The 14,943-nt window shown below is 63.1% G+C and carries 14 protein-coding genes; 4 read left to right on the top strand and 10 right to left on the bottom strand.

Annotated features, from left to right (window positions below):
- Position 1: 1 nt before the first annotated feature.
- The 7 genes from PMI40_RS02765 to PMI40_RS02790 form a co-directional block, all read right to left on the bottom strand.
- Positions 2 to 1,036 (bottom strand): hypothetical protein, encoded by a 1,035-nt coding sequence (locus PMI40_RS02765; RefSeq protein ID WP_051001744.1) that lies wholly within the window; start codon positions 1,034 to 1,036, stop codon positions 2 to 4.
- Entirely contained in the window at positions 958 to 1,668 is a 711-nt protein-coding gene (locus PMI40_RS23670; RefSeq protein WP_008111885.1) for a hypothetical protein, read from the bottom strand. Before PMI40_RS23670 ends, PMI40_RS02765 begins: the two co-directional genes overlap by 79 nt.
- 110 nt (positions 1,669 to 1,778) lie before the next feature.
- A complete protein-coding gene (locus tag PMI40_RS02770) occupies positions 1,779 to 2,336 on the bottom strand; it encodes a DUF5625 family protein (RefSeq protein ID WP_157221432.1) in 558 nt (185 codons plus the stop codon).
- Between the two features lie 227 nt (positions 2,337 to 2,563).
- Positions 2,564 to 3,913: an MFS transporter gene (locus PMI40_RS02775; protein WP_008111887.1), complete on the bottom strand. Its 1,350-nt coding sequence runs from the start codon at positions 3,911 to 3,913 to the stop codon at positions 2,564 to 2,566.
- Positions 3,914 to 3,950: 37 nt separating this feature from the next.
- Positions 3,951 to 4,712 carry an aldolase gene (locus PMI40_RS02780; RefSeq protein ID WP_008111890.1) on the bottom strand — a complete coding sequence of 254 codons (762 nt, stop codon included), beginning with the start codon at positions 4,710 to 4,712 and terminating at the stop codon, positions 3,951 to 3,953.
- A 119-nt stretch (positions 4,713 to 4,831) separates the two neighbouring features.
- Positions 4,832 to 5,821 carry an AraC family transcriptional regulator gene (locus tag PMI40_RS22845; RefSeq protein WP_008111892.1) on the bottom strand — a complete coding sequence of 330 codons (990 nt, stop codon included), beginning with the start codon at positions 5,819 to 5,821 and terminating at the stop codon, positions 4,832 to 4,834.
- A 103-nt stretch (positions 5,822 to 5,924) separates the two neighbouring features.
- Positions 5,925 to 7,598 (bottom strand): Na+/H+ antiporter, encoded by a 1,674-nt coding sequence (locus PMI40_RS02790; RefSeq protein ID WP_008111894.1) that lies wholly within the window; start codon positions 7,596 to 7,598, stop codon positions 5,925 to 5,927.
- Between the two features lie 165 nt (positions 7,599 to 7,763).
- Between PMI40_RS02790 and PMI40_RS02795 the strand changes: the two genes are divergently transcribed.
- Positions 7,764 to 8,717, top strand: coding sequence for an aldo/keto reductase (locus PMI40_RS02795; protein WP_008111896.1), 954 nt, complete (start codon positions 7,764 to 7,766; stop codon positions 8,715 to 8,717).
- 72 nt (positions 8,718 to 8,789) lie between these two features.
- Here the strand turns inward: PMI40_RS02795 and oxlT are convergent, their stop codons facing one another.
- Together oxlT and PMI40_RS02805 are read right to left on the bottom strand one after the other, a co-directional pair.
- Positions 8,790 to 10,067, bottom strand: a complete 1,278-nt coding sequence (gene oxlT / locus PMI40_RS02800) for an oxalate/formate MFS antiporter (RefSeq protein WP_008111897.1) — start codon at positions 10,065 to 10,067, stop codon at positions 8,790 to 8,792.
- A 243-nt stretch (positions 10,068 to 10,310) separates the two neighbouring features.
- The gene (locus PMI40_RS02805; RefSeq protein ID WP_008111898.1) at positions 10,311 to 11,078 is read right to left on the bottom strand and encodes a GntR family transcriptional regulator; all 768 of its coding nucleotides are present in this window, start codon (positions 11,076 to 11,078) and stop codon (positions 10,311 to 10,313) included.
- A gap of 297 nt (positions 11,079 to 11,375) precedes the next feature.
- On the opposite strand from PMI40_RS02805, the gene PMI40_RS02810 reads away from it, so the two are divergent.
- Together PMI40_RS02810 and PMI40_RS02815 are read left to right on the top strand one after the other, a co-directional pair.
- A complete protein-coding gene (locus PMI40_RS02810; protein WP_008111900.1) occupies positions 11,376 to 12,095 on the top strand; it encodes a FadR/GntR family transcriptional regulator in 720 nt (239 codons plus the stop codon).
- A 48-nt stretch (positions 12,096 to 12,143) separates the two neighbouring features.
- Complete coding sequence (locus tag PMI40_RS02815) at positions 12,144 to 12,905, top strand: SDR family NAD(P)-dependent oxidoreductase (RefSeq protein WP_008111903.1); 762 nt, start codon at positions 12,144 to 12,146, stop codon at positions 12,903 to 12,905.
- 60 nt (positions 12,906 to 12,965) lie between these two features.
- Here the strand turns inward: PMI40_RS02815 and PMI40_RS02820 are convergent, their stop codons facing one another.
- Positions 12,966 to 13,937, bottom strand: coding sequence for a hypothetical protein (locus PMI40_RS02820; RefSeq protein ID WP_008111905.1), 972 nt, complete (start codon positions 13,935 to 13,937; stop codon positions 12,966 to 12,968).
- Positions 13,938 to 14,499: 562 nt separating this feature from the next.
- Between PMI40_RS02820 and cynS the strand changes: the two genes are divergently transcribed.
- A complete protein-coding gene (gene cynS, locus PMI40_RS02825) occupies positions 14,500 to 14,943 on the top strand; it encodes a cyanase (RefSeq protein ID WP_008111906.1) in 444 nt (147 codons plus the stop codon).

The following is a 14,943-nucleotide window of genomic DNA, read 5'->3' on the forward strand; positions in this document are numbered from 1 at the left end:
ATCATTGCCTGCGTTTCCGCGTCATCGGTAATAGCGATTCGTAGATGTCGCTCTTGAATCGCTCGTAAGCCATCACGATATTTTCTGTCTGGCGAGCTGAAAAAGATATGATCAGATTCCTTTCTTCATCCCTTATGTTTTCTGTGCTGATCTGCCCGCGTCCACTTCTATAAGTGAATCCCATGAATCGTTCGACGACGCCTAGCTTTTTCAAAAAAACACCAAATTCGTTCGTATCGTCTTGGATCCCGTCGAAGCGGTATTGCAGGGTAGTCCCATGCGCTGCATGTTCGCTGGCCTGCATACGCAGCGATTTCATCTCGGATGTTGCTGCCCAGCTCTCGATGAATTCATCCAGAGAATCGATCTGCTCCTGGCGCCCAGACAGTGCGACATACCTTTTCACGATCTTGGCAAGGTCCGGCGACAGACTGATGGCCTCTGCCAGATCCCGTACGCGTCCCGAGCCCCGCAGCTCGGGAAGAAAAGCTGCATCATTCGATCGAGCAATTGGCATGGTGAAGACGCGTTGAAAAACGTCGGTAGCAAGCTCAAGATTGCTTACCGTACCTTCGGAACCATCTAATCGAAAAAAACTGGCGCTGGCGCTCAAGCTGTTTCCGTCGCCCAGCCACTGGGTTGGGCTGACCGCTTGAACCTGAATGGCCTTGATCTTCAGCGCAGCTAGGGACATCAGTTCGTTGGCCTGCGATATTGCATCCTGGTTGAGATCGCGCCAGACCAGAAGCCGCGTGAAGACAGCATCATTGGCATCGATCTGATGGTCGTTGTTGGTGTCGAAATCTGCTAATGCATCAAAGCCGTCGCGTGCCAGAAATCCATTTTTCTTCACAGTATTGACACCGAACAGTTCGCTTCCCGAATCGATGGTGCCGTTGCCATCTCGATCCAGCACCAGCCAGCCGTCATCGGGCTTCAACCAGCCTGTGCCCGTCTTTATGGCGTCACCGTTATGGTCGAAAAGCGGCGCTGCCTGGCTGCCTTCGGTTTCAATGCCGTCGCCATCCAAATCCATGGCAAGAGGATCGAGAGTTTCGTTCCGGATTGCCGCACGCGCTCTTTCTGCTCCCGCGTTGCCGATTCCCGGTCCACCTCGCTTGTGCCTGATAGCCGTAGCGGTTCCTGTTCCCACGAATGGCCAAGGTAGACCGGTGATCGGGTCCACCTGCCACATGGGCACGCCCTGGACCGGGCCGCGGCCGATGGCCTCCACATTGTCCTTGTTGTGCCATGGCCAGAGATCGCTTCGAAGTTGGTCGGATTGATGCCAGCTGCATGCAGCGCGGCCCAGACGAAGTCGATGCAACTGTTGGTGAAGGCGTTGTAGTTCTTACTGAATCCGGCGGCTTCGGGGTCTTCGCTGAATGTGGCGACGGCTGCGTATTGATCCTGAGTCAGTGCGATCGTCCTTGAATAATCTGGATTCTTGTACTTTTCTCCATCGGTATTATAAAAATATCCTGGGGTAAATAGTTTCCTGAACCCGCTGGCATCCTCAGGGACAATATTTATATTCTGATAAAAACTGAAATGCTTTTTTTCTCCTTTTCCGTTATCTAGCGAATACCACATGTGTCCTACCGTGGCAGGTTCTCCATTTGTTCTTTCAGTACCGCGGTCGGCGATGTATATCGTGATGGACGGCATGCGTTACTCCTTTCGTTAGGTGAAAAAAAGGACATGCCAGACCAGATTTTCAAGACGTCATCTCTTGAGATTGATCTATAGGTAGTCCGAATGAATTTAGATCCACAGGGCTATTTAGGAGGTAATGTGTTATAGAAAGAAATCACACCCTTAAGAGGAAAGAGAGCGCAAATTCCCTCCAGATAGCTGATACGTACCACGTATGTGCCGGGGGGCAATTCATGTTGCACCAGTTGGGCCGTTCGGCCCTTGAAAGTGCCATTGGTGGATTGTCGGGTAAGCACGCGATCAAATAACTGGTGGTTGTCCGAGTCTCGGATCAGTTGAACTCTGAACGTCGCAGGCATGCCTATGTCTGTCCACTCGCGGGTAAGTGGATCGAATCGTGATCCCATCATTTTGAATAGATGGGCAGATTCTGCTGGCGTCGTATCCTTATCAAGGAAATGAGAGTATTCATTCAAGTGTCGGGTGTAGAAGGTCACACTGACTGCGTACATCCCCGGTTTCTTCACGTCTACCTGAAACTCATAATCCGCCCCCACATCCGCCAAATCGAACTTCATCCGATAGGGAAGTTGATGCGCTCCAGCGTTTGTCTGCGATTCGCAGCCGGCCAAGAACGTGGTTCCAGCAAGGACGAGAAGCAAGGAAATAACTGTGTTCATGGCCGTTCTCCGGCATCGCTTGATCGCCAACGGCTTCCGGGATCTGGTAATGCGCAAAAGTAGAATCGAGCCGATGCCTGGTAAAGCCTGGACGGGTACGGCGGTACAGCGAGCGCAAGAAAAAGCTGCTGTCGAGAGGGCAATGTAAGCGCGCAGCGGCGCCCATAAAAAAAGCAGGGACGCTAATCCCTGCTTTTCAAAAAATTATTTAGTCTTTGAATCCGGGGCTATCGTGGTGACCCTTGCAATGCCACGGACGCCACCTGCTGATCGCCCAGCGCGCTTTCGTCCACGTCCCGCATCGCCCGCGCGGCCATCCCCGCCACCAGCGCAAACACGGTGATGAGCAGGGCCACCATCCACGGGCTGCCGCCGCTGCGCGCCAGCAACAGCGACGACAGTACCGGCGTGACGCCACCCCCCACCAAGGCGCCGATCTGGTGCGCGATGCCGACCCCGCTGTACCGCACGCGGGTGCCGAACAGTCCGGCAAACAATGCGCCCTGCGGTCCATACATCATCGGGTGGATCACGCCCAGTGCAATGGCCACGGCGGCGGCCACCAGCAGTGGCTGGGCGGTGTTGATCATCATGAAGTAAGGCCATACCCCGCCGGCGGCGCACAGCGTGCCGATGATGTACATGCGGCGATGGCCGATGCGGTCCGACAGGGCGGCGAACAAGGTGTTGCCGAAGATCGAGATACAGGCGCCCAGCAGGATCGCATTGAGAAACATCGGCTTGGCCATGTGCAGCTGCGTGACCGCGTAGGAGGTGGTAAACACCAGCACATTGATCGGCCAGGCAATCTCGCCGGCACGCGCCAGCGCCGCCAGCACGATCTGTTTCTTGTGATGCGCCATCAGCGTCGACAGCGGCGTCTTGCTGACGGTGCCGGCGCGCTTGGCCTGTTCGAATTCGGCCGACTCGGGCAAACGCAACCGCGAGACCACGCCGATGATCACCAGCACGATGCTCAACAGGAACGGCAAGCGCCATCCCCACGACAAGAAGTCCGCCTCGGGCAACTTGGCCGTGAGCGACAGGGCCAGCGTCGACAGCACCAGCCCGGCCATGCCGCCGGACGAACTCCAGCTGCCGAACAGGCCGCGCCGCCGGGCCGGCGCGTTCTCGACCGCGATCAGGATGGCGCCACCCTGTTCGCCGCCCAGGGCCACGCCCTGGATCAGACGCAGTGCGCACAGCATCAACGGCGCCCAGACGCCGGCGGTGGCATAGGTGGGCAACAGCCCGATCAGCGTCGAGGCCAAGCCCATGACGATCAGCGTGGCCAGCAGCACCGACTTGCGCCCATAGCGGTCGCCCAGGTAGCCGCACAGGATGCTGCCCAGCGGACGCCCGACATAGCCGGTGGCATAGGTGGCGATGGCCGCCAGGGCGCCGGTCAAGGGATCGAGCGTGGGAAAGAACAGCTTGTTGAAGACCAGCGCGGCAGCGGTGCCGTATAACAGGAAATCGTATTGTTCCAGCGCGGTACCCATGAAACTGGAAAAGAACACCACCAGGCGATGCGGTTTCCTGGGCGCGGATGGATCGAGAGTGGGGGTGGCAGACATGGCCGGCTCCGGTTGAGCAGTTCGAGGAAGGAAGAGATCAGCGCTGGCGGTGGCGCAGCACGCGGCGGGCAAACATGGCAAAGCTGGCACGCACCACGCTGGAGGACAGCAGGAAGTCGTGCGATTCCCTGGCCAGTGCCGGGTCGAGCACCTTCAGCGTTCCATAGGAAGCCATGGCCTGCAGCTGGTTGCGCGCGGCGCGTTCGATCAGTACCGACAGGTACAGGGTTTCCTCGACACTGGCCGTGGCCGCCAGGAAGCCATGGTTGACCAGCAGGATGCTGCGCTTGCCGCCCAGCGCATCGGAGATGATCTGGCCTTCATCGTCGGCAATTGGCAGGCCCGGCCATTCGGCCAGGAAGGCGCAGTCGTCGTGGAACGGGGTGGCGTCCATGTGCGCCACCTGCAGCGGCTGCCCCGTCATCGACAGGGTCGATACGAACGGCGGATGGGTGTGGATGATGCAGTTGACGTCCGGGCGGCGCCGGTACACCCACAGGTGGAAGCGGATCGCCGGATTGGGTACGCCGCGACCTTCGAGCACCTGCAGCTGGTCATCGATGCGAATGACGTCATCGGCATCGAGTTCGTCGAAGCCGCGCGCCAGCGGCGTGGTGAGGAAAGTGCCATCGTCCTGGCGCACCGTGATCTGCCCGGCCAGCGTCTCGGAGTGGCCCTCGGCGGCCAGGATGTTGCAAGACAGGGCGATCTTTTCCTTGATCGTCCAGTTGCCGTAATCGAGTCCGGCCGACATGCGCTGCAATGCCTGGCTGGACAGTTCTTCCTTGGCTAAGGTCATGGGGGTTCCCGGTGAGTGAAGGTGGGAACCAGATTAACGGCGTCGTCAGCTTGGCGATGTCACCTGCGTGCCTGACGTGATGACTGTGCACGCCGCTGCGCGCGCCCGCTGCAACGCAATCAGCTGTCGCCGGTCTGCCGCAGCGCAGAAGGGGACACGCCATAGCGCCGGCGGAAGGCGCGGCTGAAATGGCTGGCATTGTTGAAGCCGGTGCGATAGGCGATATCGGCCACCGCCAGGCGGGCGTGGCGCGGGTCGCCCAGGTCGGCATGGGCGCGCGCCAGGCGGCGCTCCAGCAGGTAGCTGCCGTAGCGCAGTCCGCGCCGCGCGAACAGTCGGTGCAGCAGGCGTGGCGAGATGCCGACCGTGCGGGCCACCTGGGCCACCGTCAGGTCAGGCTCGCACAGCAGGGCGTCGAAGGTCGCCACGATGCTGCTCCAGCGGGCGTCGTCACGATCCGGCAAGACCGGTTGCGCCGGCGCCTGCTGCGATTCGGCATAGGCCGCCGAGAGCATCGACACGAAGGCTTGCTCGGCGTGATAGGCGGTGTCGGCCGATTGGCCCGCCAGCTGCGGCAGTGAAGGCAACACCTGCTGCGCGTAATGCCAGACCGCCTGGCGCAGCGCCGAGTCGCGGCGCGCCATGGTCGGCACGAAATGCTGGAAGCGGCTGGTGTGGGCGCCGTGAAAGCGGCCGAATGAAAAGCGCAGCAGCAGGAAGCGGCACGCGCTGTCGTTACGCACCGTGGAAGGGATGCGTGCCTTGCGATAGAACACGTCGCCGCTGCCGAACTGCAATGCGACCCCGTTCTGCTCGACGCGGCCGCTGCCTTCGAGCACGATGCTGGCCAGTACGTCGTCGGACTCCAGCTGCGCCACATGCTGCCATTCGTGGCGCACCACGGTGCCGCGTGGCAACTCGGCCATCAGCATCACGCCGCCACCCATCAGGCGGCACGCCGACAGGCTGCCGGGAAAATTCTGTTCCTGGCACAGTTCGCCCGGGCCTACCAGGTCGTCCAGCACGTATTTCAGGTGGTGCAGCGACAGCGCATCGACCGGCTGCAGGGCCGGCATGTAGGGCAGGGCGGCAAGGAGCGAGGTCGGCATGGCTGGTCCTCCTGGAATACGGGCGGTGGTCGGAGCCATGATACAAGCAATTAGCGTGCTTGCCTGTGCGCGCCCGCCCCCCTGTACCCGGCGCGCACAGGGTTCAGTCGGACGCGTTGAGCGAACCCAGCAGCCAGGTCTCGGCCATGTCGATCTGGTTGATCAACATCAGGAAGGTCTCGTCGTTGATGCGTTGCTCTGCCCGCAGGTAATGCACTTCCAGCCGTTCGGCCCGGATCGCCTCCAGTCGCAGTTCACGCTCGAACTGCTTGAAGCGGTTGGCTGCGCGCTGGGTTTCCTCGGAGTCGCTTTCGGCATTCATGCGCATGCGGTAGGTGGCCAGCAGGCTGCCGCTGACTTCGGTCAGCAGTGCCAGGTCGCCTTCGTCGAGCTTGGCGCCCATGCGTTCCTGGGCGCTTTCGATGGTGCGCACGGCGGCCTCGGATAGCCGGGTGCGGGCGCTCATCTCTTCGGCGCGGCGGCGCTTGACCTCGGCGTCGAGTTGCAGGTCCTTGAGCATCCAGGGCAGCAGGAAACTGCCGAACAGCAGCGAACAGACGATCACCCCGGTGGCCAGGAAGATCAGCAGGTCGCGTGCGGGGAAGGGCGTGTGTTCCTTCAGCAGCAGCGGGATCGACATCACGCCGGCCAGCGTGATGGCGCCACGCACCCCGGACAGCGCGGCGATGCTGATGAGGCGCAGGTCGAACTTGCGCTGGCGGCCGGTCTGGCCGCGCACCGCCTTGGCGAAGCGACGCATGCGCAGGTTGATCCAGACCCAGATGAAACGCAGCACGACCAGCGCCACCGTGATGGCCAGGATGTACATGAACAGGTGCCATACCGGCACGTTGCCGGCGGTCTTGGCATCGGCGTGGGCCAGGCTGACGATGTCGGGCAGTTGCAGCCCCAGCAGCAGGAACGACATACCGTTGAAGATGAATTCCATCATCGTCATGATGCTGCGGCCCTGCATGCGGGTAGCGGCCGATTCGCCGCCGGCGGTCTCGATGTAGGGCATCAGCATGCCGGCGGCGACCGCCGAGAGGATGCCGGACAGGCCGAAATGTTCGGCAAAGATATACGCCGTAAACGGGATCAGGATCAGCAGCACCACCTGGATACCCGGCTCGTCGCCAGCCCATTCGATGACCTTGCGCCGGATCAGGCCGAAGCCCCAGGCCACGATCAGTCCCACCGCAATCCCGCCCACGGCGATGAGCACGAAGCTGAGGCTGGCGTCGAGCAGCGAGAAGGTGCCGGTCACCACGGCGGCGATGGCGAACTTGAAAGCCACCAGGCCGGTGGCATCGTTCATCAGGGCTTCGCCTTCGAGCACATGCTGCATCGAGGCCGGCAGGCGCCCCTTGCCGACGATCGACGATACCGCCACGGCGTCGGTGGGCGAGAGCACGGCGGCCAGCGCGAAGGCGGCCGGCAGCGAGATGACCGGCACCATCCAGTGGATGAAGTAACCGACCCCGACCACGGTAAACAGCACCAGCCCGAGCGCCAGCGCCAGGATAGGCTGGGCCAGGCGGAAGAATTCGCGCTTGGGCATGCGCCAGCCATCGGTAAAGAGCAGCGGCGGGATGAACAGCAGCAGGAACAGTTCGGGGTCGAAGCTGATGTTCAAGCCGAAGATGGGCAAGGCCAGCAGTGCGCCCAGGCCGATCTGGAACAGCGGCAACGGCAACTTGAACCGCGCCAGGCGGGCCACCACGCCGGAGACGGCAACGGCAAGCAGCAGGATGAGTACGGTGAAGACGATTTCCATTGGGGGGCGGCGGTGAGGTTCTTGGTGTTGTTGGCAGGCCATGAGTGACTATGGGCGCGGCCCTAAGTTGCAAGTATAGAAGACGCAGGCCCACAGCAGATATTGCGGCGCAGGAATAAAATCGTGGTTGGTCACGATCTGCCCACATCCCTGGAGGTATACCCCATGCAACAACGCAAGCTTGGCAAGTCCGATATTTCGGTGGCACCGCTGGCCTTTGGCGGCAACGTCTTCGGCTGGAGCATCGACGAGCAGGCCTCGTTTTCCATCCTCGACGCTTTCGTCGACGCCGGACTGAACCTGGTCGACACGGCCGACGTGTATTCGCGCTGGGTGCCGGGCAACCGGGGAGGGGAATCGGAAACCATCATCGGCAAATGGCTGGCCCAGGGCGGCCGGCGTGACAAGGTGGTCATCGCCACCAAGGTCGGCAAGGACATGGGCGATGGCAAGGTGGGCTTGAAGAAAGCCTATATCCAGCGCGCCGTGGAAGATTCGCTGCGTCGCCTGCAGACCGATTACATCGACCTGTACCAGTCGCACGACGACGACCGTGGCACCCCGTTGGAAGAAACGCTGGAAGCCTACGGCGCCCTGATCAAGGCTGGCAAGGTGCGCATCATCGGCGCGTCCAACTACGACGTCAAGCGCCTGGCGCAAGCGCGGGAAGTGGGCCAGCAGCTGGGCCTGCCGCTGTACCAGACCCTGCAACCCGAATACAGCCTGATCGAACGCGGCGCCTTCGAGCGCGAGCTGGAGCCCTACTGCCTGCAGCATGGGGTGGGTGTGATCGGCTTCTATTCGCTGGCCAGCGGCTTCTTGAGCGGCAAGTATCGCAGCCAGGCGGACCTGGGCAAGAGTGCCGCCCGCGGCAGCCGGGTCAAGGGGTATCTGAACGAGCGGGGCCTGAAGATACTGGATGCGCTCGATACGGTATCCCAGCGCCAATCCAGCACGCCCGCCTCGGTGGCGCTGGCCTGGCTGATCGCGCGCCCGAGCGTGACCGCGCCGATTGCCAGCGCCACGTCGCTGCAGCAGCTCGAGGCATTGGTGGCGGCGACGCGGTTGAGTTTGTCGACGGCCGACGTGGGCCTGCTCGATGCGGCCAGCGCCTATTGACGCCTGGCCGCCGTGGCGCCACGGCAAGCCGCCCGCTGGCGGCTTGCATGGGCTCCCGGCGGCTTCGGGCGGTTATTTCGGTGCCAGCCGTTTCAGATAGCTCGCGCGCCAGGGCTTGAGCACCATCAGTGCCAGCAACGCCGCCAGGATATCGAGCGTGATGGCGGTGCCGAACACCGGATGCCAACTGCCGGTTTTCTCGTGCATCATGGCTGCCAGCGGGCCGCCGAAGATCGAGCCGATGCCTTGCGAGATATACAGCCAGCCGTAGTTGGCGGTGGCGTGGCGGGTGCCGAAGGTATCGGTCAGGGTAGAGGGAAACAACGAGAAGATCTCGCCCCAGCCAAAGAACACCACTCCCGACAGCAGCACGAACAGCACCGCATTTTCGCGCGTGGCCAGCCATAGCGCCATGGCCACGCCTTCCAGCGCAAAGGCGATGAACATGGTGTTCTCGCGCCCGAAGCGGTCCGACACCCAGCCGAAGAACGGCCGCGTCAGGCCATTGGTGAGGCGGTCGATGGTCAGTGCCAGGGGCAACGCGGCCAGGCCGAACACCATCACATTGGCCACGCCGAAGTCGCGCGCGAAGGTTGCCATCTGCGAGGTGACCATCAAGCCCGAGGTCGACATCATGGTCATCATCACGAACATCAACCAGAACAGTGGCGTGCGCAGCATCTGGCGCGGTGCCAGGTCGTGCGTGCCGGCGGCAATGACCGGCGCCGGCAAGGCCGCGCTTTGCGCCGGGTCGGGCGAGCGCAGCGCCTGCGAGGCAATCACGCCGATCACGGCAAATACCAGGCCGAATTGCCAGAGCGTGGTCTCCAGCCCGGCCGTGGCCAGCGACGACGAGATCGGGAAGGTGGTCAGGATCGCGCCCATGCCATAACCGGCCGCCACCATGCCTACCGCAAAGCCGCGCCGGTCGGGAAACCAGCGCACCATCTGGCCGACCACGCCGACATAGACGATGCCTGTGCCCAGGCCGCCGACCAGGCCATAGGCCAGGTAGAACATGCCGATGCTCGAGGCTTGCGCGGCCAGTACCCACGACAGGCCGGACATGAAGGTGCCGATGGCGATCAGGCGGCGGGCGCCGTAGCGTTCGATCAGGCTACCCTGGAACGGCGAGAAGAAGGTCTGCAGCACGATCAGCATCGAAAAGGTGATCTGCAGTTCGGACAGCGGCACGCCCAACTTGGCCGTGAGCGGCTTGGTCAACAGGGTCCAGACATACTGCGGGCTCGAGATGGCCATCATGCAGATCAGGCCGATCAACAACTGGAACCAGCGGTTGCGCAATAAACCCGGCGCGGCGGCCGGGGCGGTGTGGGTGAGGGCGGTCATGCGTTTCTCCTGTACTTGTGTGCCATGGGGGACGCCGCGACATGGGTCGGGCGGGGACAGCGACGTGACTCGGAAATACCAGGCATGGACGACCGGTGATGAAGGGTCGCCGGGATTTATGCATACATAAATCTCGACTACTAAAAGCAGGTTCCATGCCATTGGCATGGCGAGCCCACAGCCAGAGGGACGTGACGGCGCTTGCAGCGCCATGCGCAGCAAGCGTGCACCAGATGCGGGAGATCAGCCGAAGCGCTTGCGCCGTGACTGTGCCGACGCGCCGGCCTGCACCACACTGGTGGCGGCGCGTACCTGTTCAAGCCGTTCGATGGTGATGCGTTCGACCGCGGCATGGCTGTCTTCGATATGGCGTGCGACCAGGCGCGCGGCCAGGGCGGCGTCGGATTGCCGCACGGCATCGAGAATGGCGACGTGCTCGTCGTAGGTGTCGCCGATGCAGTCGCCATAGGCAAAGTCGAGCCGGCGCATGATGCGCAACTGCTGCGTCACCTGGCCATAGACGGCATCGGTCTCGGGGTTGCCGGCCGCGTGGACCAGCGCCCAGTGGAACTGCTCGTCGCGGGCGGCCACCCGCAGCCCGTCGCGCAGGCGCCGCGACGGGCCGACCCGCCAGAAGCGCCCCAGCTCCCTGACCAGCGACAGGCGGCTGGCATCGGGCACGCGGCTCGAGCACAGCTTGCCGATGGCATGCAACTCGATCATCGCGCGCAGTTCGTACAGCCAGGCAAAGCGCGCCAGGTCGATCGGCACCACTTCCCAGCCATTGCGGAAGTAGCCGCGCACCAGGCCCTCGCTTTGCAGCCGCATCAATGCCTCGCGCACCGGTGTGCGCGACACCTGGAGTCGCTCGGCGATGTCGTTCTCGGCAAAGCGGTCGCCGGGCAGCATGCGAAAGGCGTAGATATCGTCGCGCAGGCTGTCGTAGACGGTATCGGTCAGTTTGCCGGTGGGGCGGGTGTCGAGCTCGGCAGGCAGGGAACTGGGCTTCATGGGGGCGATGGCTGGGGCCGGAAGGCGACAACGGCAATGTTAGCGCATCTGGCGATGGCTCCCTGCTGCGCGCGTTTTTGAGGCAGCGCAACATCATGTCAATGAAACCGCGCGTACCGGCTGCGTTTTGTCGGCGAAGGCGATATGCTGCATGGCACAGTTTCCCGTGGCTTGACACTTGGGCGGGGGATACCTATCCTCCACAGCCATTGGTCTTACCATTGCCGTCGCTGCAAGCCGGGCGTCGACAGGGGAGGGCTCCGATCCAGTCTCTCCGCAGGCACTCAAGACGACGCCATGTCATTTGATCCCATTGTCCAGAAATCGATTTCCGAGCAGGTGGCGCAACGCCTGCTGACCATGATCCGCAGCGGGCTGCTCAAGCCCGACCAGCAATTGCCCCCCGAGCGCGAACTGGCGGCGATGCTGGGCGTGGGGCGGCCGGCGGTACGCGAGGCGATCCGCGGGCTGGCCTTGCTGGGGCTGCTGCGCATCCGCCAGGGCGAGGGCACGTTCGTCGGTTCGCTGGAAACCCGCGAATTGCTGGAGCCGCTGGAAATGATCATCGACCTCAACCCCGGTACGCTGGAGGCGCTGTTCGATGCGCGCCTGATCATCGAGACCGGGGTGGCCGCGCTGGCCGCGACCCACATGGACGACAGCGAACTGCAGCGGCTGGTGCGCAATGTCGATGACGAGGCGCGCCTGCTGTCGGACCCGGTGGCGTTCGCCGCGGCCGACGTCGAGTTCCACGAAGCCATCATCGAGGCCTGCGCCAATCCTTTCCTGCAGAGCATCGCCGGCAGCCTCTACATGCTGGGCAAGAAGAGCCGCAGCATCACCTCGCGCATCCCGGCCACGCTCGAGCGCAGCCTGCAGGACCACCGCGAGATCCTCGACGCGCTGCAGGCGCGCGACCCGCAACGGGCCTCGCAGGCCATGCGCAGCCACCTGCAACATGTACGCGCCGCCTATCGCGGCGCCGCACCCAACAAGGACGAGTCGGTCCACGACTGACACGGCCAGCCATCGAACCACGCATCCAACGACAAACAGGAGAACACCATGCTTGATCTGGCCGGAAAAGTTGTCTTCATCAGTGGCGCAAGTACCGGCATCGGGGCGGCCGCGGCGCGTGCCTTCGGTGCCAAGGGGGCGCACGTGGTCGTGCACTACAACAGCTCGGCCAAGGAGGCCGAGCTGGTGGCAGCCGACGTGCGTGAAACCGGCAGCCGCGCCATCACCATCGGCGCCGACGTGCGCGACAGCGGTGCGATCGATCGGGCCGTGGCCAGCGCCGTGGAGCAACTGGGCCGGATCGACATCCTGATCAACAACGCCGGCAGCCTGGTCAAGCGCGAGGCGCTGGAAAAAGTCAGCGACGAACTGTTCGACGAGATCGTGCAGATCAACGCCCGTTCGGTGGTCGCCTTCACCCGCGCGGTGATCCCGGTCATGCGCGGCCAGGGCGGCGGCAACATCATCAACGTCACTTCGGTGGCGGCGCGTCATGGCGGTGGACCCGGCGCCCTGATCTATGCCGCCTCGAAGGGCTTCGTCAGCACGATCACGCGCGGCATGGCCAAGGAGCTGCTGGCCGACAAGATCCGCGTCAACGCGGTGGCGCCGGGCGTGATCATGACACCGTTCCAGGAACGCTTCACCACGCCGGAACAGCTCGAGGCGTTTCGCAAGACCATTCCCATGGGCCGCATCGGCGACCCGGACGAATGCAGCGGCGCCTTCCTGTACCTGGCATCGGAACAGTTGTCGGGGTATGTGACGGGGCAGATCATCGAGGTCAATGGCGGCCAGTACATGCCTTGAGGCCGGGCGCGGATAGCCGCCACGCCGGCGCCGGGTGATGTCGGCCGGCGCCGGCAGGGCTCACCGCCTGCGCGCCGGTCGGTCGGGCCGTGCGGCCAGCAGGGCGGGGCAGTCCACCCGGTAACCGTCCTGCCTGAGGATCGCCTTGAGTTCGGTGGCGAAATGGCGATGGCGCTGCTCGGCATCGTGCCCGTATTTCATGAAACAACGGGTCATCGCATGGCCCACCTGCGCCGCCCTGTGCGAGCCCAGGCTGCGCTTGGGCTGCCCCTCTGGACGTAGCTCTTCACCATATTTGCCGATGTCATCGATGTTGAGTTGCCCCGGTGCGGCATTGCGCCATCGGGCGTTTGGCAGGTTGTGCTGCAGAAAGCCTAGCAGGGCGCGCGCCAGGGCCTGATCCTTGTCGTCTAGTCCATGCAGATAGAACCGGGCGCTCTCCGAGCGGAGATGCTGGGAAGCCGGTGCGGTGACCTTGGCCTCGTCCAGCACCGTGCCGAATCGCCTGAAGATCTCAGGCATCAGGTCGATCAGGCGGGGAAGGTCGGCCGGCGCTAGCGCTACCGAGATGGTGCCCCTGGCGTTGGGCCTTGGCCTGGCCGGCCGGGCCAGCCCGCCACCTTGCGCTGCTTCGATATGGTAATTGGTCGCGCTTCGGCGCGCTGACATTTGCTCCTGAACAGATCTCGCCGTGCCTGGATGAAACAGATTCCGGACCTTCTCTTGTTGCCGGCGCCGCCAGGACATCACTGGCATGGGCTGGGCCTGGGCCGATGGGTCCTGGGGGCGGGCCGTCAATCCCTGGGTGTTCAATGCGTCCAGTGCCGCGAGCATGGCTTGACGCTGGCTCCTGGTCACCTCCGCCAGCGCTGGCGCCTTATATTCGGCGTAGCCGTTGTAGCATTCCTGGGCCAGTGACTTGTCGACAAAGGCATGCATGGCGATTTGTCGATCAACTTCGTGCAACCGGGGGTTGTCGGCCAAGCCGAGGCAATAGGCGATATTCTCCGGGGTGGCCAGGCGGTCCATCATGGCACATCCGTACTCCTCCAGCTCCTTGAAGCATTGTGCGCCTTGCTCACGGGTTATCCGTGGTCCCGGCGCATCCACCTGGCAAGCCCCTTGTAGTTGGGTCTGTATGACGTTGCCGCGCGCCCGCATGGCTGCGCAATTGCCAGAGCGCTCGCCGTAACGCCCGGCGGCAGTGGCCGATCTCGTGGTGTCGGGCTGCCCCGGGTCCCGAATGCCGACGTCTTCAGCGGGAAAAGGAACATGCGCTATCGTTGGCGGATATTGGTTCCACATTACTGTTCCATGCCGGGTTGATCATCCCGATAAGTGGCGGGGAGTGAGTTGGTCGGTTCCTCGACCAAGCAATTTTCGGTTGCCGCGGCATGACTCCGTAACCACCTGGTCGATTTCCTGGTGCATCGGTCGCGGCAGATCCAGGCCGCGCAGGCCGACGGCGCCCCGGTCCCGGCAACCCGCGTGGTCAGGCCGGGGCTGGAGCAGCCGTCACCGGCCAGCCCCCAGGCAGTGGCCTGATTCCATCGACTTCACCGTCGTTTCACCATCCCCATCCAAGGAGAGCAGCATGGACCGCAACCAAGTCACCCAGAAGATCATCAGCGCCAAGGTCAGCCAGCAACTGAGCTGGGCGCACATCGCCGAGCGCATCGGCCAGAGCAAGGAGTGGACCACCGCCGCCATGCTGGGCCAGATGACGCTGACCGCGCGCCAGGCCGCGGTGGCCCAGGAACTGTTCGCCCTGACCGACGAAGAGACGCTGTGGCTGCAGATCGTGCCCTACAAGGGCTCGCTGCCCACGCCGGTGCCGACCGACCCGCTGATCTACCGCTGGTACGAGATCGTCAGCGTCTACGGCAGCACCATCAAGGAACTGATCCATGAAGAGTTCGGCGACGGCATCATGAGCGCGATTGACTTCAAGATGGATATCCAGCGCCAGGCCGACCCCAACGGCGACCGCGTCAACGTGATGCTGTCGGGCAAGTTCCTGCCCTACAAGACCTATTGA

Origin of the sequence: Herbaspirillum sp. YR522, assembly GCF_000282575.1 — a bacterium.
GTDB lineage: Bacteria > Pseudomonadota > Gammaproteobacteria > Burkholderiales > Burkholderiaceae_D > Herbaspirillum.